Genomic DNA, 17101 nt, shown 5'->3' on the forward strand with positions numbered 1-17101 from the left:
GCGATCGCGACTTAACAAGCTGGATCGGCTTGTTAAGAATATGCCTTTTCCCCAACGTGCCAGGGCGTACAGATGGTTCACATCAATATTTCACGGCTTGCCGGTGCCAATGCGCTTGCGGCGGCGATCTTCGCGCTGCTGTTCTTCGAGCAGGGCATCGAAATCCCCAGAGCCGGCAGCGATTTCGCCCTGCTGGCGGTATGGACCGCCCTGTTCGGTTATTCCTCGATCATTTTCACGGCGGTCTTTCTCCTGACCTACAAGGCGTTCGCGTCCCTGCGTACGTCGCGCTTGGCTAAAGCCGGTCTGGCCTGGCTCGCCGCCCTGATACTGTCGCTGCCGGGCGTGTCGTTCATGAGCGTTTCGATCGAAAGTTTTCAGGGCGAGCTCGATCCGGTGCAAACGGCCGCAGGTGCCGGCGCGGTAGCCCAGTTCACGCACACCTGGTTTGTCGAGGCGATCGATATCAGCCCGACCGCTGCCCTCTTCTACCTGGTAGCGAGCGGCGGCGCCTATCTCTTTGGCGGGCTCCAGTTCGGGCCGGGCCGGTTGATCCGGGAAACCGCCGGCGATGGAGACCAGACGGGACAGGCCGGTGAGACCATTCCCAATCTCAAAACCCGTATCGTCTGGGCGCTCCAGGCCGACGAACATTATGTGCTGGTGCACGGGCCGCGCTCGGCGCAACAAGTGCTAGGGCGGTTGAAGGACGCCATCGCCCAGGTCGGGGAGATTGCGGGCATGCAGGTACACCGTTCCTGGTGGGTCGCGCGAGAGGGGATCGAGCGCGTGGAGACCGGTGCCAAGCAGATTTCCATCATCCTCAAGAACGGTACCGAAGTGCCGGTCAGCCAGCGGCGGTTCAAAGCCTTCCTCGCCTGGCATGACAGCGCCGCCGCGCCGCCTCCGGACTAGGTCCGCCTCGGCGATTGCCCGTCGCGTTCATTCATTCGTTCGCTGAACGGACGCGATCGCATGCACTCAAGAAATCAGCATTGCAAACAAGCCTTTGGAACCGAACTTTCAGGCCAGTTCAGTAACCAGAGAGGCTTGTCAGATGAACTTACATCCCGGTCGCAATCTATTCGTCGTCTTGGGTCTGGCGCTTGTGCCCAGCGTCCTTCTCGCCCCCATGGCGAGCGGTCAGGCGCTGGCCCCTGTCGAGGCCCGCAAGGAAGCCGCGCTTAACACGAACGGTACCGGGCTGAGCGGCATGATCGGTATCGGCGTCGATTCAGGCACCGCCTATGCCGGCAGCGACACCCGAGAGAGCGGGGCCGCCCCGGTGCTTTACGGCATGTATCACGACCTCTTCTACCTCACGCCCGGCGAGATCGGCGTCTACTGGCCGGTCAATGGTTCGGACTGGCGTATAAAGGCCGGGCTGGGATATGAGCCCGGCCGCGATCCTGGCGATCATGCGGCGCTGGCCAATTTGAACACGATCGAAAACACGGCCGTGTTTGCCGGCGGGCTCTATCGACAGTTCGGCACCTCTGCCATCGGTGTCGGTTTCGAGGCCGATATCGGCGGCGAGGGCAAGGGCGTGGTGACCTTCATCGGCGGTTCCTATGACTGGCATTTCGCCGACAATGCCTGGACGCTCACCGCCTATGGCGACATCAGTTTCGCCGACGAGGAACATCTGCGCACCGAGTTCGGCATCACCGAGAATGAAGCCCTGGCCAGCCTCGCCGATATCGATCCGCAGTACCGTTACACCGCCTACACACCGTCCGCCGGCCTCAAGTCCTTTGGCATCGGCGCCGGCGCGCGCTATCGCTTCGCCGAAAACTGGATCCTCTTGGGCAATGTGAGCGGCGAATTCTTCGGCTCGGAAGCCACCAGCAGCCCGCTGGTGCGCGAGGATTATGAGGTAGAGGCCTTCCTGGGCATCGCCTACACGTTCTGATCCCCACCCCGCGAGCACTGGACCAGCGGCCGACCCCGTTGGAGGTCGCAGAGTCTCTCCTGATCCCCCGGAACCCAAGCCAAAAGACGGGGGAGAAACCGGGAGACGCTGCGGCTTTTTTCCAGCCATCAGGCCAGCAGGAATAAATGGGGACAGACACCAATTTCAGTTTGTGGAATAAATGGGGACAGACACCAATTTCAGTTTGTACAGAAGCGCCAAATCTGCCCGAAAATAGTGCCTGTCACCATTTTTTCGTCACGCCGCTGACCGGGGAGCGCCGAACCTGGCGCCCAGCAGGGTATCCAGGCTGAAGCGGCCGGGCCCGTGCGCGGCAAGGCCGAGCGCGATCGTCATCCAGAGCGCATGGGTGGACCACCATGCTTCGGGATAGACGAATATCTGGATCACCAGCGTCATGCCAACCAGCGCGAGGGCCGACAAGCGCGTGAACACGCCCAGTACCAGCGCAATCGGCAGGGAAAATTCTGCCAGCGTTGCCAGCCATGCGGCCAGCTCCGGTGGCAGGAGCGGAAGGGCGTAGTCCTGGCTGAACAGGGTATGGGTCGAGGGCTTCATCTCCAGCGGGAAGGCGGGGAGTCGCAGATGATGCCGGATGACCTCGTGCCCGTTCACCGTATCTGTGTAGGCCAGCGCCCGGACCGTCTCGACTTTGGTCAGCATGGAGCGCCAGAAGATTCCGGCCAGGGTCAAACGTGCCAGTGCAGCCAATGTGTCGGCCATCCAGGGACGACTGGCGAGTGCGATCAGCTGATTGTGAAGGTCGCGGGCGTGGTCGAGCGCACGGTTTGCAGGCGATGCGGTCATGGGGTTGTTCCTTTCAGAATCCCGTCGGACAGGGCGGCCGCGAAGGCCGCACCGGGGTCGAAGTTTTCATGCGCGGCCAGGACTGTATTTGCGGCCTCGCCGATCATGTGGCCGTCGCCGAGCGCCAGCAGGAAGGCGTAGCCGGCAGCATCAAGCGCGCAATGGCACACCTCGCCGCGGCGGCGCCAGATGATCGCGAACGAGGCGCCGGGGACGGCCATCAGCGAGGCCGGCTCGGACTCGAAACGGTTGCGCCGCCAGATCTCGCAGGCCGGCCAGCCGGACATGAGGAGGCGGACGGAGGGGTGCAGGCCAGGGGCAAGGATGGCCAGGCTTTCAGGATCGTGGGCAGCGGCAGCGGCGGCGCCCAGGATTGCGTGTTCCTTGGCATGGTGCGCTTCCAGCCAGGCCCGGTCGTGCCGAGCCACATCGGCCAGCCAGGGCAGGCTGGACGCAGGGGCATAGGACCGGATGAAGTCGGCAAAGCCGGCACCGTAAAGTGACAAGCTGGGTTCGCGAGGCGGGTGTGTTGCCCAGTATGCCTTTGCCATCGGCGAGAAAAAATCGGCACCTACAAGGCGTTCCACGGCCGGATAGGCGGCGCGTAGGGCGTCGATCGCACCGCGCACGACAGTGTTTCGGTAGACGGCAATTCTTGACGCCGATGCAGCCGATGCCAGATGCGGCAACACGATCTGCGCGTCGCCGCCACGCAGCGCCGCGGCAAAATCGTCGAAGAATGAGTCAGTCCGCATGGATGGCCTCCGGGCGCGTGGCCGTGTCCAGCACGGTCCGGGCAAGGTCGCGTTCGGCGAGCAGGCTTGCGAAGGGAGGGATATTGTTGTCGCGTTCGATCAGTGTCGGGCGCGGGCCGATCCGCTCGACCGCCTTGGCGTACAAGTCCCAGACAGGCTGCACCACCGGCGCGCCATGGGTGTCGATGAGAAGCGCGTCGCCGAGCTCGGTGTCGGCCTCGTGGCCGGCCAGGTGAAATTCTCCCACGGCCTCGCCGGGTATGGCGTCAAGATAGTCCAGCGCATCGAAGCCGAGATTATGGGCACTGACGTGAATATTGTTGATGTCGACGAGGAGGCCGCACCCGGTACGCTGGACCGTTTCGGCCAGAAAACAGGCTTCGGGAATCTCGTCGCGCATCGCGAGATAGCGCGACGGGTTTTCGACAAGGACTTGCCGACCCAGCGCCTCCTGCATCTGATCGACATGATCGCAGAAGCGGTCGAGCGCATCGCGTGTCATTGGCACAGGCAGGAGATCGTTGAAATACTGTCCGGAATGAACGGACCAAGCGAGATGTTCGGAGACCAGCGCCGGCTCGAAGCGCCGGACAAGCGCCTTCCATCGTGCCAAGTGATCGCGGTCGAGCGGCCCGGGGCCGCCGAGCGACAGGCCGACACCGTGAAATGAGAGAGGGTGTTCGGAGCGAATGGCATCGAGCCAGGCAAGACGCGGCCCGCCGTCGACCATGTAGTTCTCCGGATGGATTTCGAACCAGAGGCCATCCGCGCGCACGTCCAGGGCAGGACGATAGTGCTCGGGCTTCAGACCGAGACCCGCTGTCAGGCTGGGGGGACAGACAGTCATGGTGCGGATGGCCTCCTGCCGAGCGCGCATAAAGGGGGACAGAGATGCTCGCTCGGCTGTTCGAATGGGCTTACGGGCGTTCGATCGGGGTCAGGGAACCGGGACCGTAGGGCGTCTCGATCGAGGTGCAGGTGCCCTCGGGAACATAGGTCCAGGCATTGCCCTGATAGTCGACCGTGGACGTGCCGGCACAGCTGGTGCCCGGACCGGCGGCGCAGTCGTTCTCGCCGGCCAGCGCAATGCCGTAGCATTGCTCATCGGAAGCCGTTGAACTTGTCGTCGTGGCGGCATGGGCCGCAGCGGCTGCCAATGAGATGGCCAGGGCCGAGGCGGCGAAGGTAGCGATCTTGATTTGCGGTTTCATGTTTCACCTTTGCTTGAAGTCTGTGTCAGGACCGTTGCTCCCGCTCGGGTCACATGATCAACTTCGCGCCAGATCAGCGAAAGGTTACGGGGGTGATGCAAAAACTTTGCGCCGCCGGATCTGTAACTTTTCCCGGTCAAGCGACGAACTCGTTTGGGCAAGGGCAATCATGATCGAGACGGAAGCTGTCCTGCGCGAACTGATGATCGCCGGCCAGTCTGGCGGCGCGACGGAATACCGGCGCCTGCTGACCGCGTTAAAAACCCGACTCGAGGTCTATTTCCGGCGACGGCTCGCCGACCGGGCGGCCGCCGAGGACCTGGTGCAGGAGGCGTTGATGGCCATCCATGTCAAGCGCGACACCTATGACCCGGCTCAGCCGTTCACCGCTTGGGCCTATGCCATCGCGCGTTACAAGCTCATCGATCATTTCCGCCGCAACCGGTTGCGAACGCATGTGCCGCTCGATGAGGCCGAATTCCTCGGCGAAACCGATACCGGATTTGCAGAGGCGGAGGCCCGGATGGACGTCGGCCGCCTTATGGAAACACTGCCGGAAGGTCAGGCTCAGGCCCTGCGGCTGACCAAGTTGGACCAGCTCTCTGTCGCTGAAGCAGCCGAGAAGAGCCATAGCGGAATTTCTGCGATAAAGGTGAGTGTTCATCGCGGCATGAAGGCGCTCATGGCAAAGCGCGGAGCGCAGAAAGACTGACATGAACGACCCGCTCATCGATACGCTCGCTGCCGGTCTTGAGCCTGTGAGGCGTCGCCGGTTCAGCTACTGGATCGCCACCGGCGTCGGTGCCGGCCTGGCTGTTGGAGCCCTGGCTTTCTGGCTCGCTCCGGATCTCGCTGTGAGGCCCGACATCGGCACCGCTATCCTCGACATCCCGTTCTGGATGAAGGTCGCATTTACGCTGACGATCGCCATCGTCGGAAGTTTTGGCCTGCTGCGGCTTGTTCGCCCCAGTGGCCGATCGAAAGCCTTGATCTGGATCCCGCCCGCAATATGGGCGGTTTTTGCTTTGATGGCCGCGCGAGACCTGGCCACGCATCCGGTCGATCTCTGGGGCGCCCGCATCCTCGGGGAGACCGCGCTTCGCTGCGTCACCTATATCGCCCTGATTTCAGTGCCGATCCTCGCCGTGCTCACGCTGGTGGTGCGCCGCGGCGCACCGACCGAGCTGACTCAGGCCGGATGGGCATTGGGGCTGGCAGCCGGCGGGATGTCGGCGACGATTTATGCCTTGGGGTGCCCGGAGGCCTCTCCCGTCTTCTTGATCGTCTGGTACGCTCTCGGCATTGCCTTGGCGGGTGCCGCCGGCGCGCTTGGCGGTCGGTACCTGTTGCGCTGGTAAGGTTTCATCGGACGCGAGTGAGCAGGTGGTTGCAGAAGCGCGTACGCTTTACGACCGCCTGGACGAACCCATCTTCGAACAAAAATGGTCGGTGATCGAAGCGATCACCGACCACATTGTAACAGGGGGAAGAGACACAGCGCTTCACCTTCAATATGTCCCTTCCCAACAAGACGACGGGAATTACATGCAAAATACGTTCAACTTGTTCCCGTCCGGATCGCGGAAATAGCCGGCGTAGAAGCCTTCGCCGCGGGGGCCGGCCGGGCCTTCGCAGGGGGCGCCGAGTTCTTCGACGGCCATCTTGTAGACCTTGTCGACCTGTTCCTTGCTGTCGGCCTGGAAGGCGGCCATGACGCCATTGCCGATGGTGGCCGGCTCGCCATTGAAGGGTTTGGTCAGCCCGATGCCGGCGCCGCCATCGGGCTTGCCCCAGGCGATGAAATTGTCGTCGCCCATCATCCGGCCGACGCCGAATTCGGCACAAAGCCGGTCGTAAAAGGCGGCGGCCTTTTCGAGATCATTGGTCCCCAGTGTCACATATCCAAGCATATTGTCCTCCGCTTATGGGTTTGAAGTTCTGTCTTTGTTCCAGTAAGCAGCCTACCGGCTTCCCCCGACAAGACAAGCCCGAAATCGCGGATCGGACGTTCAAGCTTTTGTGACGCCAGACGGTTCGGTTCGCGCCGGGCAGGACGGCCGGCGACGCCGCCCCCTAGCCTGCCAGCGCTTCAAAAAAATGCTTGCGGCAGAGCGAGACATAGTCGGCCTTTTCCACCGCGACCTGCTCGCCCTCGGCGACGGCGCGGCCATCGGGCTGGCGGCGCAGGTTCATGGTTGCCTTGCGACCGCAATGGCAGACGGTGCGAACCTCGCGCAGATGATCGGCCAGGGCCAGAAGCTCTGCCGATCCGGGGAAGAGCGCGCCGCGAAAATCCGTGCGCAGGCCGTAGCACAGGACAGGCAGCCCGAGCACGTCGACTACGCGGGCCAGGTCACGGACCTGGCTGGCGGTGAGGAATTGGGCTTCATCGAAGAAAACAGCGTCGAGCGCCGCAGCCCCGGCCTGCGCCTTGATCGCTGCAAAAAGGTCGGTCTCAGGCGCGAAGATCCGGGCGGGGGCTTTCAAGCCGATCCGGGACTCGATCTGGCCTGTCCGGGCGCCCGGGTCAGCGGCGTGGTGGACCGAGGTCCACAGCATGGCAGACATGCCGCGTTCGCCGTAATTGTGGGCCGCCTGGAGCAGGATCGCCGATTTTCCGGCATTCATGGCGCTGTAGGTAAAATAGAGCTTGGACATGTCAGCTTGCTAGGACGATTCCGGTCAGGTGGCAGGGCAGAAGTTGCAGTCGTGCCAGGAGCGAAAGCTGTGCCGCCGCGTCGGCAACAAGGCCGCGCGCAAAAGGTTTGTGCCGCCCGGCGGCTGCCAGGCCAGAGTGCCGGATTGCGCCGGTCTCAGCGCACGATCCATCCCGATCCTGATCGGACAGCGTTGTGGCCCGGCATGAATGCCTGATCGGAGTTTCACTCGCCGTCGCCCCCCCCCCGATCACCGGACGTTGACCTCGAACAATGCGTGACGCTTAGTGCGCCAGACAGGGGCTTGGCATGACAAATCAATCTTCGGCAAACCTCCCGTCGGGGACGTGCGCCAATTGCGGCGCCGCGCTCGACGGACCCTTTTGCGGACAATGCGGCCAGTCGCGCGAGGAAATTCGCCGCCCGGCCTGGATGCTGGTCACCGATACGGTCGGCGATGTTCTCGTCTGGGACGGTCGGTTTCTGACGACCCTGCGGGCCCTTTTCGCCGGCCCGGGCACGTTGGCACGGTCCTATGCCGACGGGCAGCGGGCTCGCTGGACACCGCCAATCCGGCTTTACCTGCTGGTCAGCCTCGCTTTCTTCGCGGCCATGGGCCTGGCTGGCGTGCGGGTCATTGCCGTGGCCCCCTATCCTGCAGCCGAGACTGTTCGCGCCCAGGACGAGGACGACATCCAGCGCCGCATGGCGTCGATTGAGACAGCCCGCGCGCGCGGCGGCACGGATGTGGCGTCAATCTCCTGCGGTGTGATGCCTGGCCCCGACGAGATCAACGCCGACGGCCAGCTCGTCTACGCGGCCGATGGCGGCGTCAATGTCACCATGATGCAACGCGGCGCCAGCCCCGAACCTCGACGGATCGACCGGGCGACCGCCGACTGCCTGCGGGCTGTCATGGCGGATGCGCAGGTGCCTGCGATCATCGCCGAGCTGACCATTGGCGCGATCCGTGACCCGGCCGGTTTCGAGGCGAGTTCATCGGCCGCGGCGGCCCAGGCGTTGATCCTGATGGTCCTGGCCATGGCCCTGATCAACCTGCTGCTCCATCCCAAGCGCACGGTGATCGAGCATGTGATCCTGTCGCTCTATTTCCACGCCGCCTTGTTGCCGGGCTTTGCGATTGTCCTGCTGCTGGCAAATCTTGTGGCCGGCAGTATCGGTGCCTCTGTGGGGGTCGCGATTCTCGCCCTGGCCGGGCAGTTTGCCCTGACCTGGTTGTGCGACCGGCAATTCTACGGGTCGAGCTGGTATGGCGCCCTGCTGCGACTGCCCGTGCAGATAACCGGCTATGCAGCCGCTCTCACAGCCGCCGCACTGGGCCTCATCCTGCTGCCTGCCCTTTAGTCGGTCAGCCCGCCTGTCCTGGCATCAGCCAACGAGACTTGCCATCAGATGGCCGATCAACCGGCCAGAGACTGGGCCGCCCGGGAGATTTCATCGGCGGAGGTCTTCAGCGCCTCATTGCCGCGGGCAATGTCGCCGACGGCTTCGGACACATGCGACACATCGGTGGCGGCCTCGCCCATATTGCGGCTGATATCCTGGGTGACGGCAACCTGCTCCTCGACCGCCGCGGATATGCCCGACGCGATTTCCTCGATCTGTCCGATCACGCTGCCGATCCGGGTGATCGCATCGACTGCCCCGGCGGTATTGTCCTGCACTGCTGCGATCTGCCTGGTGATGCTCTCGATGGCATTGGCCGTCTGGCCGGCGAGATTCTTGACCTCGGAGGCGACGACCGCAAAGCCTTTGCCAGCCTCGCCGGCACGGGCCGCCTCGATGGTGGCGTTGAGCGCGAGGAGATTGGTCTGCTCGGCGATCGAATTGATCAGCTCGACAACCTGGCCGATCGACTGGGCCGCCGTTGAGAGCGTATTCATGACACCCGCCGTCTGCCGGGTCTCGGACACGGCCTCCTTGGCGACATCGAGCGCGCCCGACACCTGCTGACCGACTTCCTGGAAAGAGGCCGACAATTCCTCTGCCGCGGCGGCAACGCTCTGCACCATCTGGGCAGCCTTGCCGGAGGCGCTCGACGCCTCGCCGGTCTTGTGTCCAGCCTCGGCGATATTCCGGGTCACGGTCACCAGACCTCGCCCGACCTCCTCACGCACCTTGTTGCGGTGCAGGCGGGCATTGACCGACGCCGTCACGTCGATCGCCAGCTTGATGACGCTGACCGGAGTCCCGGCCAGATCGAAGACCGGATTATAGGTGGCCTGCAGCCAGATCTCGCTGCCATCCTTGCGGAAACGCTGATACTCACCGGCCTGGAACCGGCCCTGCCGCAGATTGTCCCAGAAATCCCGGTAGGTCTGCGATTTGGCGAATTCCGGATCGCAGAACATTGAGTGATGTTGGCCGATGACGCTGTCAGGGGAATAGCCCATGGCCTCTCCGAACACGTCATTGGCGGCCAGCACATGGCCCTGCATGTCGAAACGGATCATCGCCTGAGACCGCTCGATTGCTTCCATCGTGCTCTGGTACATGTAGCGCCGCACCCGGCTTTCGGTGATGTCGGAAGCCAGCTTGACGATACGGACCACCTTGCCCGAAGCATCGAGAACAGGATTGTAGGACGCCTGGATCCACACGGTTTCACCATCCTTGCGCACCCGCCGAAACTCCTCCGAGTGGAACTTCCCGCGTCGCAGATCATCCCAGAAGGCCGCGTAGTCCGGCGTGTCAGCCTCGCCCTCCAGCACGAACATGCGGTGCTTGCGGCCAACGATCTCCTTGGGCTCATAGCCCATCACCCGGCAGAAATTTTCGTTGGCCTCGAGGATGGTGGCATCCGGCTTGAAGCTGATGATGGCGTAGGACTTGTGCAGCGCGTCGAGCACGGTGCGATCCTGAGACGGGAAAATTTTCATGTGCGACGTCCTTGCAAAGGGACCAGTGCTGACTGGCCCGGCGTATGTCCGATTGAAACGGGGCATTAACCATAACCTAAGCGGGTATTCGCGAATGAGTCGTTAATCGACGCGATAGCGTCATTGGTCATATTGTATTACGAAACAGACGCTACAGAACGCAAATCGGGACATGTTCGCCGGAATTTCTGACGTGAAAATTCGAGCCCGAAGCACAACCTTGCATAATTTTCACGAAACCGGATCAAACAGTAGCGCGTAACCAGTCCGGTCGTGGGGACGGTCAAACGGGACAATGCCCAAGCCCCGCCACGATCATTTCCGTCCAAACTGGACACACCCCTTCAATGCACACCCGCGATCCCCTATATTGAGGGGGTCGGCTTGCCGACTATGGCGATAAACGCGCTCGTAATAACCGGACCGGACCCGGGGGCAGTACCCGGCGGCTCCACCATAACTGTTCTGCGTTGGCGGACATGCTTGGGGCCGAAACAGGATCGACGGACGGGTAAAGGGGATGGCTTTCGCCGGGGTGAGGCCCCTTACAGGCTCATTTTCAGAGTTGCCAACGACAACTTTGCTGAAGAGGTCGCTCTCGCTGCGTAGTCAGCGCGGGTAATCTCGCACTAAACTCCTATTCCCTTTAGCCGGAATAGGCGGGGCCCGGAGGCGCCTGGCAACAGAAGCCTCCACTTATCTCCCCTCCCAATGGACCGCCCTGATAGCCGCCACGGAAGTTTGGCCGGGCCGGCACGCCCGTTGCGACACGCAACATCTCTGACGTGCCACAGCCAGGAAATAACTTTACGGTTGACCGGAAAATTCATTGAACCCAATCTCCCGACCGCCCCATGGAGGGGCCTATTGGGGGAAATATGAAAACGTCTGCACTTTTCGCCGCCGGCCTGGCGGCGCTGTTCGCTTCTGCCTGTACGTCCACACCCAAAGTCGACGTCCGCCAGCCCGGCGACCGCAACATGAGCTGCGCCCAGCTGGAAGCTGAAATGGAAGCCCTGGATGACATCCAGGAAGAAGCCGAGAACAATCAAGGTGTGAACACCGCAAATGTTGCGGCCGTTGTTTTCTTCTGGCCGGCCGCCGTCGGCAATTACATGGAAGCTGACCGCGCCATGGATCTGGCTGAAGAGCGCCAGGACCATCTGATGGACATCTACACCGAAAAGAATTGCGACGGCTAAGCCTTCGGAAATTCACCGACACCAAGGGCGCGCGCCGGCAAGGGGCGCGCCCTTTTTCGTTTGGCCACGCCATATGCAGTCGTACCGCCCTTGCTCGTTGACCTGCCTAGCGCTTGGAGTACCCTTCACAGCGTTACCGGGGGAGTTGAAACATGGCCAAAGACCTGATGCGCTATGATCTGATGGCGCAGGACGCACTTCGCGGCGTCGTGCGACAGGCCTTGCTCAAGGCCGGCGCCCCGGAAGGCCTGCCCGGCCCGCACCATTTCTACATCACCTTCCGCACCACGGCTCCCGGCGTCGATATCGACCCGACCCTGCTGGAAAAATACCCGGAAGAGATGACGATCGTGCTGGAGCACCAGTTCTGGGACCTCAATGTCACCGAAACCGGTTTCGAGGTGACGCTGAAATTCTCCGGCGTGCCGAAATACCTCAAAATGCCCTATTCCGCGATTTCCCGCTTCCACGACCCCAGCGTCGGCTTTCACCTCCAGTTCGAGCATGATGGCGCCGAGGACGAAGCCGGTTTTCCGGACGACGACCCCAAGCCCAAAAAGGGCAACAAGTCCGGTTCCGGGTCTGCCTCATCTGGTGATGGCGGCGATGGTGCCCAGGTGGTCAGCCTCGACAGCTTCCGCAAGAAGTGAGCGAACACCCGTTTTTGCTGGCACCGGATCTGGTTGACGGTCCGCCACCGGACCCGTTGAGCGAGGACGAGATCCGCGACCGCCTCGTGGTTCGCGGCGTCCGGACCAATGTCTCCACCCTGCTCGGTTTCGAACTGGTTGACCTCTCCATCGAGGGGCGCTGGATCGAGGCCCGTTTCAATCCGACACCGCAACTCGCCAATCTGCGGGGCAGCGTGCAGGGCGGGATCATCACCGCCATGCTCGACGAGGTGATGTCGCTCTCCGTGCTGGTGGCCGAGCGCTTTACCTGCGGCGTACCGACGCTGGAAATCAAGACCAGCTATTACAATCCCCTGCCGGTCGAGCCCTGCCGGGCCCGCGGCGAGGCGATGCGGATCGGCGGCCGGGTCGCCTTCATGGAAGGCACGGTCTGGACACCGGCCGGCGAGATCGCCGCCAAGGCCAGCGCCACCTGCCAGGTTCGCCGGGTCAAGCCAGCCGCCAAGCCGTGAGTGGCAGCGCCAGCCTTCCCGGCAAGGCGACCGCACTTGCCCTGATCGCCACATCGCAAGTCCTCGCCCTGTCCATCTGGTTCGCCGGAGCCGCCGCCCTGCCCGCCTTGATGGCCGCTACCGATATCGGGCCCATGCGACAGGCCGCCCTGACCAGTTCGGTCCAGCTCGGCTTTGTCATCGGCGCCGTGCTCAGCGCCGTGACCGGGCTTGCCGACCGCTTGCCGCCGCAGCGCCTGTTCGCACTCGGCAGTATCATTGCCGCCCTGGCCAATATCGCCGCCCTGCAGCTGGAACCAGGCGGCTGGAGCCTGATCGCCAGTCGGGCTCTGGCCGGTGCCGCTCTGGCCCTGGTCTATCCGGTCGGCATGAAGCTGGCGGCCAGCTGGGCACGAGGCGATGCGGGCTTTCTGGTCGGGTTGCTGGTCGGTGCGCTGACCCTGGGCTCGGCCCTGCCCTTCATGTTCAACCTGGCTGGCGACATCGCCGACTGGCGCCTGCCCTTCATGGCGTCAGCGATGGCCGCCCTGATCGCGGCCAGCCTGATCCTGCTGGCCCGCGGCGGGCCGGGCCTGCGCCCGGCCGCCCGGCTGGACCCCGGCGCATTCACACTGTCTGTCCGCGACCCGGCCTTGCGTCTCGTCAATCTGGGCTATCTCGGTCACATGTGGGAGCTGTACGCCATGTGGGCCTGGATCGGCCCGTTTGCTCACGCCTATTGGACGCGGCTGGGCGGTGATGCCCGACTGGGTGACCTGACCGCCTTTGCGGTCGTCGCCAGCGGCGCCATCGCCTGTCTCGCCGCCGGCCGCCTGGCTGACCGGTTCGGCCGCACACGCATCACCATCATCGCCCTGGGCATTTCCGGCAGTTGCGCCCTGCTGGTCGGCCCCGCCTTCGCGCTGGCGCCCTGGCTGATGATCCCGCTTTTGATTGTCTGGGGCATGGCGGTGATCGCCGACAGCGCCCAGTTCTCCGCCGCCATCACCGAGCTGGCGCCGCCGGAACGGACCGGCACCTTGCTGACCATCCAGACGGCGATGGGCTTTACCCTGACCGTGATCATGATCCAGGCCTTGGGCTATTGGATCGAACTTGTCGGTTGGGCATGGGCCTTCACGCCGTTGGCGATCGGACCGGCTGTCGGAGTTTGGGCGATGGCCCGCCTGCGCGCCCGACCGGAAGCGGCCAGGCTCGCAGGCGGCAATCGCTGATCAGTTGGCAGGCCGGGTTGATCCGCTGGCCAGGGCCGCATCAACAGACGGCGAAGCGGCATCGACCACCCACACCGTGCCGCTGGCACAATCATGATCGGCCGCCAGCCGATCGGCCATCTCACGAGCGATTTCATTGGCGCCCGACACGGCCGTCGCGTCAACCAAACCGACATGGCAGGAGGTCGGAGAACCGCCCGGCCGCAATGCGGTGACAATCAGGGTTTCCTGCCGCACGGCATCCCCGGTCTCGAAGGTGGCCGAGACATAGCGATGTATGGTGGCGTAGGGCGCTCCATCAAGAACGCGCCACTCGATCACCGTGTGAAACTGGCCAAAATTACCGAGATAGCCGCCATACTGGCCTTGGACTTCCGGATCATTGCGGTCGCTGAAGCGGCTGGTCTGGCCATGCTCGCTCGCCTCGGCATACCAGCGCCAGCCGGCCACGCCGTCACAGGCCTGGACATAGGTCACACGCTCATCCTCGGAGACCTGCTCTTCGCCGCTGCATGTGCCGCGTTCGTCGGTGTAGGAGAGCAACGTCTCCGGTGCGGCCGCCGGTGTGACGCCGCCGCTATCCGCCGGCCCATCGACCGGGCCCGCAGCTGGCCCCTCATCGGGCGCACCGCCCGGCATGAAATAAACACCGGCCACTCCCGCAGCCGCGACGACCAGCGCCGATACAAACATCTGTTTCATCTGACTTCCCCCTAAACACCCAACAATAACTACACAGCAACACCGCCCGGCGTCATGCATCCTCCAGGATGCGCACCTCTTGCATCGGGCGGGCAGTAACAGCGATGCGCGGCCGGTCGCCCTCAACCCTGGTGACCAGCAAACGCTCCACCTGGCTGTCGTCATGGAAGACCACACCGGTCAGAGCGTCGAGAACCGCCTTGGCGACGCCATCGACGTCATGGTCCGGACTAGCCGGATCGCGCGCAACCTCGATACAGACCTCATAAGGGCCCCATTTGGGCTGGGTCCGCTTGAACTCGAGACGGAAGAACTCCCCGATCAGCGATTTGAATCGCCGTGTCTGGGTCGTCACCGCGTCAACGCGCAAATTGAGTTCATCGCCAGACATGTGCGCCTGAACCTTCCCTTGGCCGATCTCGGCCTTGCCCAACCGGTTTTTGCGTCATGCCCCCGGCGATGCGCATCATCATCTTGATCGCCCATGTGCGAGTGATACACGTTCGAATCAACCGTTACCATCATCGACCCGCGCCCATGGCGCTGCAAGGAGCCTCCCCTGATGAGCGAGATGCGCACCGAAACCGACAGCTTTGGACCGCTGGAAGTCCCGTCCGAAAAACTCTTTGGTGCGCAGACGGCGCGCTCGCTGATCAACTTCCCGATCGGCGTCGAAACCATGCCGGTTCCGCTGATCCGGGCCCTGGGCATCGTCAAGCGCTCGGCCGCCCTCGCCAACAAGAAGCTGGGCAATATGGAGGCCCGCGAAGCCGACGCCATTGCGGCAGCGGCGCTGGAAGTCGCCGAAGGCAAGTGGAATGACCATTTCCCCTTGTCTGTCTGGCAAACCGGCTCCGGCACCCAGTCCAACATGAACACCAATGAAGTGGTCTCCAACCGCGCCATCCAGATGCTCGGCGGCGTGGTCGGTTCAAAGGATCCGATCCACCCCAACGACCATGTGAACCGCTCGCAATCGTCCAACGACACCTTCCCGACCGCGATGCATATCGCCGCCGCCGAAGAGATCACCCACGCCCTGCTGCCGGCCTTGCAGAAGCTGCACAATGCACTCAACGACAAGGCGAATGCCTTCAAGGACATCATCAAGATCGGCCGGACCCATTTGCAGGATGCAACGCCGCTGACGCTGGGCCAGGAATTCTCCGGCTATGTCGCCATGGTCGGCAATGCCATCCGCCGCATCGAGGCGGCCCTGCCGGCCCTGCTGGAACTGGCCCAGGGCGGGACCGCCGTCGGCACCGGCCTCAACACGCTGCCGGCCTTTGCCGAAACCTTCGCCGATGAAGTCGCGGCCCTGACCAAGCTGAAATTCGTCACCGCGCCGAACAAGTTCGAGGCGCTGGCGACCAAGGACGCGCTGGTCGAGGCGCACGGCACGCTCAATTCGGCCGCCGTCTCCCTGTTCAAGATCGCCAATGATATCCGCCTGCTGGGCTCCGGCCCGCGCTCAGGCCTGGGCGAGATTGCCCTGCCGGAGAACGAGCCGGGCTCGTCGATCATGCCGGGCAAGGTCAACCCGACCCAGTGCGAGGCGATGACCATGGTCTGCGCCCAGGTGATGGGCAATAACACCACGGTGAGCTTTGCCGGCAGCCAAGGCCATTTCGAGCTCAATGTCTTCAAGCCGGTGATCATCTTCAACGTGCTGCAGTCGATCCGCCTGCTGGCCGACGCCGCCAACACCTTCACCGACAAATGTGTGGTCGGCATCACGGCGCGTGAGGACAACATCACCGCGCTGATGGAACGCTCGCTGATGCTGGTGACCGCGCTCAACTCGACCATCGGCTATGACAACGCCACCATCGTCGCCAAGACCGCCCACAAGAACGGCACCACACTGCGCGAGGAAGCGGTCAAGCTGGGCTTTGTGACCGGCGAGCAGTTCGACGAGATTGTGCGTCCGGAAAAGATGATCGGCCCGAAGGCCTGATTCCGTACTGACGGGGCGGCCGCAGAGAGGTCGCCCCGCCGACATCCACCGGGACCCCGCGCCGTGACCAAACCCGTCAATCTTCGCCAGTACCGCAAGCAAAAGGCCCGCAAGGACAGGGCGGCTGTGGCCGAGACTAATCGCGTCGCCCATGGCACGCCGAAAGCCCTGCGCGATGCGGCTGAGGCCGAGCGCCTGCGCCGGCTGGCTGAGCTGGATGGCAAGAAGCGCGACGACAGCTGAGCCAGCGCGCACCCCGGGACCCGCCCCTAGTATTGTGAGTTCATCGGCGGCGGGCGCCCGTGCTTGCGCTTGTAGGCCACGATCAGGCGCTGGGCCTCTTCGGCATCGGCCCAGGTCTCGGCAAACATCATGGCTTTCGGATGCAGGCCCCGCCCCTTGTCCGGGATGGCCAATTCACGCTCGAACATGGCGCGCAAGGAGCGCGCCGGACCAATTTTGAGAACGCTGGAAATGTCGTCCGGTTCACGCAGGAGCACATAAACGCCCGGCATGTCCGGCACGTCTGTCATACGCAATTTCGACAGATGGACAGGTTTGTACCAACGCAGCATTCAGCGACTCGCTCGACGGATCCGACCTGACGGGAAATGAGCCA

Annotated in this window: 21 protein-coding genes and 1 other RNA gene; 12 read left to right on the plus strand and 10 right to left on the minus strand. The window is 63.3% G+C overall.

Annotation, left to right across the window (positions count from 1 at the left end; all coding sequences use genetic code 11):
* Positions 1 to 72 precede the first annotated feature (72 nt).
* Together MMAR10_RS10525 and MMAR10_RS10530 are read left to right on the plus strand one after the other, a co-directional pair.
* A complete protein-coding gene (locus MMAR10_RS10525; protein ID WP_011643965.1) occupies positions 73 to 915 on the plus strand; it encodes a LytTR family DNA-binding domain-containing protein in 843 nt (280 codons plus the stop codon).
* A 142-nt stretch (positions 916 to 1057) separates the two neighbouring features.
* On the plus strand, positions 1058 to 1912 hold the full coding sequence (locus MMAR10_RS10530; protein ID WP_011643966.1) for a MipA/OmpV family protein: 855 nt from the start codon (positions 1058 to 1060) through the stop codon (positions 1910 to 1912).
* A 258-nt stretch (positions 1913 to 2170) separates the two neighbouring features.
* Here the strand turns inward: MMAR10_RS10530 and MMAR10_RS10535 are convergent, their stop codons facing one another.
* From MMAR10_RS10535 to MMAR10_RS10550, 4 genes are all read right to left on the minus strand, one after another.
* The gene (locus MMAR10_RS10535) at positions 2171 to 2740 is read right to left on the minus strand and encodes a DoxX family protein (protein WP_011643967.1); all 570 of its coding nucleotides are present in this window, start codon (positions 2738 to 2740) and stop codon (positions 2171 to 2173) included.
* Complete coding sequence (locus tag MMAR10_RS10540) at positions 2737 to 3495, minus strand: DNA-binding domain-containing protein (protein ID WP_011643968.1); 759 nt, start codon at positions 3493 to 3495, stop codon at positions 2737 to 2739. The genes MMAR10_RS10535 and MMAR10_RS10540 overlap by 4 nt, the downstream gene beginning before the upstream one ends.
* Positions 3485 to 4342 carry a DUF692 domain-containing protein gene (locus tag MMAR10_RS10545; protein ID WP_011643969.1) on the minus strand — a complete coding sequence of 286 codons (858 nt, stop codon included), beginning with the start codon at positions 4340 to 4342 and terminating at the stop codon, positions 3485 to 3487. The genes MMAR10_RS10540 and MMAR10_RS10545 overlap by 11 nt, the downstream gene beginning before the upstream one ends.
* Before the next feature lie 70 nt (positions 4343 to 4412).
* A complete protein-coding gene (locus MMAR10_RS10550; RefSeq protein ID WP_011643970.1) occupies positions 4413 to 4706 on the minus strand; it encodes a DUF2282 domain-containing protein in 294 nt (97 codons plus the stop codon).
* Positions 4707 to 4875: 169 nt separating this feature from the next.
* Between MMAR10_RS10550 and MMAR10_RS10555 the strand changes: the two genes are divergently transcribed.
* Together MMAR10_RS10555 and MMAR10_RS16275 are read left to right on the plus strand one after the other, a co-directional pair.
* Positions 4876 to 5418, plus strand: a complete 543-nt coding sequence (locus tag MMAR10_RS10555) for a sigma-70 family RNA polymerase sigma factor (protein WP_011643971.1) — start codon at positions 4876 to 4878, stop codon at positions 5416 to 5418.
* A gap of 1 nt (position 5419) precedes the next feature.
* Positions 5420 to 6064 (plus strand): NrsF family protein, encoded by a 645-nt coding sequence (locus MMAR10_RS16275; protein ID WP_011643972.1) that lies wholly within the window; start codon positions 5420 to 5422, stop codon positions 6062 to 6064.
* A gap of 183 nt (positions 6065 to 6247) precedes the next feature.
* On the opposite strand, the gene MMAR10_RS10565 is transcribed toward MMAR10_RS16275, so the two are convergent.
* A complete protein-coding gene (locus tag MMAR10_RS10565) occupies positions 6248 to 6616 on the minus strand; it encodes a VOC family protein (RefSeq protein WP_011643973.1) in 369 nt (122 codons plus the stop codon).
* A gap of 163 nt (positions 6617 to 6779) precedes the next feature.
* A complete protein-coding gene (locus MMAR10_RS10570; RefSeq protein WP_011643974.1) occupies positions 6780 to 7364 on the minus strand; it encodes a thymidine kinase in 585 nt (194 codons plus the stop codon).
* Between the two features lie 308 nt (positions 7365 to 7672).
* Between MMAR10_RS10570 and MMAR10_RS16280 the strand changes: the two genes are divergently transcribed.
* The gene (locus MMAR10_RS16280) at positions 7673 to 8728 is read left to right on the plus strand and encodes a DUF3667 domain-containing protein (protein ID WP_011643975.1); all 1056 of its coding nucleotides are present in this window, start codon (positions 7673 to 7675) and stop codon (positions 8726 to 8728) included.
* A gap of 56 nt (positions 8729 to 8784) precedes the next feature.
* Here MMAR10_RS16280 and MMAR10_RS10580 read toward each other — a convergent pair whose 3' ends face one another.
* Positions 8785 to 10263, minus strand: coding sequence for a methyl-accepting chemotaxis protein (locus MMAR10_RS10580; RefSeq protein WP_041636933.1), 1479 nt, complete (start codon positions 10261 to 10263; stop codon positions 8785 to 8787).
* Between the two features lie 339 nt (positions 10264 to 10602).
* On the opposite strand from MMAR10_RS10580, the gene ssrA reads away from it, so the two are divergent.
* The 5 genes from ssrA (at position 10603) to MMAR10_RS10600 (ending at position 13823) form a co-directional block, all read left to right on the plus strand.
* Positions 10603 to 10960, plus strand: a transfer-messenger RNA (tmRNA) gene (ssrA, locus tag MMAR10_RS16690).
* A gap of 181 nt (positions 10961 to 11141) precedes the next feature.
* Positions 11142 to 11465 carry a hypothetical protein gene (locus MMAR10_RS10585; RefSeq protein ID WP_011643977.1) on the plus strand — a complete coding sequence of 108 codons (324 nt, stop codon included), beginning with the start codon at positions 11142 to 11144 and terminating at the stop codon, positions 11463 to 11465.
* Positions 11466 to 11617: 152 nt separating this feature from the next.
* Positions 11618 to 12115 (plus strand): SspB family protein, encoded by a 498-nt coding sequence (locus MMAR10_RS10590; RefSeq protein ID WP_011643978.1) that lies wholly within the window; start codon positions 11618 to 11620, stop codon positions 12113 to 12115.
* Entirely contained in the window at positions 12112 to 12609 is a 498-nt protein-coding gene (locus tag MMAR10_RS10595; protein ID WP_011643979.1) for a PaaI family thioesterase, read from the plus strand. The genes MMAR10_RS10590 and MMAR10_RS10595 overlap by 4 nt, the downstream gene beginning before the upstream one ends.
* Positions 12606 to 13823 (plus strand): MFS transporter, encoded by a 1218-nt coding sequence (locus MMAR10_RS10600; RefSeq protein WP_011643980.1) that lies wholly within the window; start codon positions 12606 to 12608, stop codon positions 13821 to 13823. The genes MMAR10_RS10595 and MMAR10_RS10600 overlap by 4 nt, the downstream gene beginning before the upstream one ends.
* Here MMAR10_RS10600 and MMAR10_RS16285 read toward each other — a convergent pair whose 3' ends face one another.
* Both MMAR10_RS16285 and MMAR10_RS10610 read right to left on the minus strand, forming a co-directional pair.
* Positions 13824 to 14525, minus strand: coding sequence for a hypothetical protein (locus MMAR10_RS16285; RefSeq protein ID WP_011643981.1), 702 nt, complete (start codon positions 14523 to 14525; stop codon positions 13824 to 13826). It abuts the gene before it with no gap.
* A gap of 52 nt (positions 14526 to 14577) precedes the next feature.
* Positions 14578 to 14916 carry a RusA family crossover junction endodeoxyribonuclease gene (locus MMAR10_RS10610; protein ID WP_011643982.1) on the minus strand — a complete coding sequence of 113 codons (339 nt, stop codon included), beginning with the start codon at positions 14914 to 14916 and terminating at the stop codon, positions 14578 to 14580.
* Between the two features lie 171 nt (positions 14917 to 15087).
* On the opposite strand from MMAR10_RS10610, the gene fumC reads away from it, so the two are divergent.
* Both fumC and MMAR10_RS10620 read left to right on the plus strand, forming a co-directional pair.
* Complete coding sequence (gene fumC, locus MMAR10_RS10615; protein ID WP_011643983.1) at positions 15088 to 16482, plus strand: class II fumarate hydratase; 1395 nt, start codon at positions 15088 to 15090, stop codon at positions 16480 to 16482.
* A gap of 63 nt (positions 16483 to 16545) precedes the next feature.
* Positions 16546 to 16725: a DUF4169 family protein gene (locus MMAR10_RS10620; protein ID WP_011643984.1), complete on the plus strand. Its 180-nt coding sequence runs from the start codon at positions 16546 to 16548 to the stop codon at positions 16723 to 16725.
* Positions 16726 to 16751: 26 nt separating this feature from the next.
* Here the strand turns inward: MMAR10_RS10620 and MMAR10_RS10625 are convergent, their stop codons facing one another.
* Positions 16752 to 17015: a hypothetical protein gene (locus MMAR10_RS10625; RefSeq protein ID WP_041636934.1), complete on the minus strand. Its 264-nt coding sequence runs from the start codon at positions 17013 to 17015 to the stop codon at positions 16752 to 16754.
* Positions 17016 to 17101 lie beyond the last annotated feature (86 nt).

This window comes from Maricaulis maris MCS10 (assembly GCF_000014745.1).
Classification (GTDB): domain Bacteria; phylum Pseudomonadota; class Alphaproteobacteria; order Caulobacterales; family Maricaulaceae; genus Maricaulis; species Maricaulis maris_A.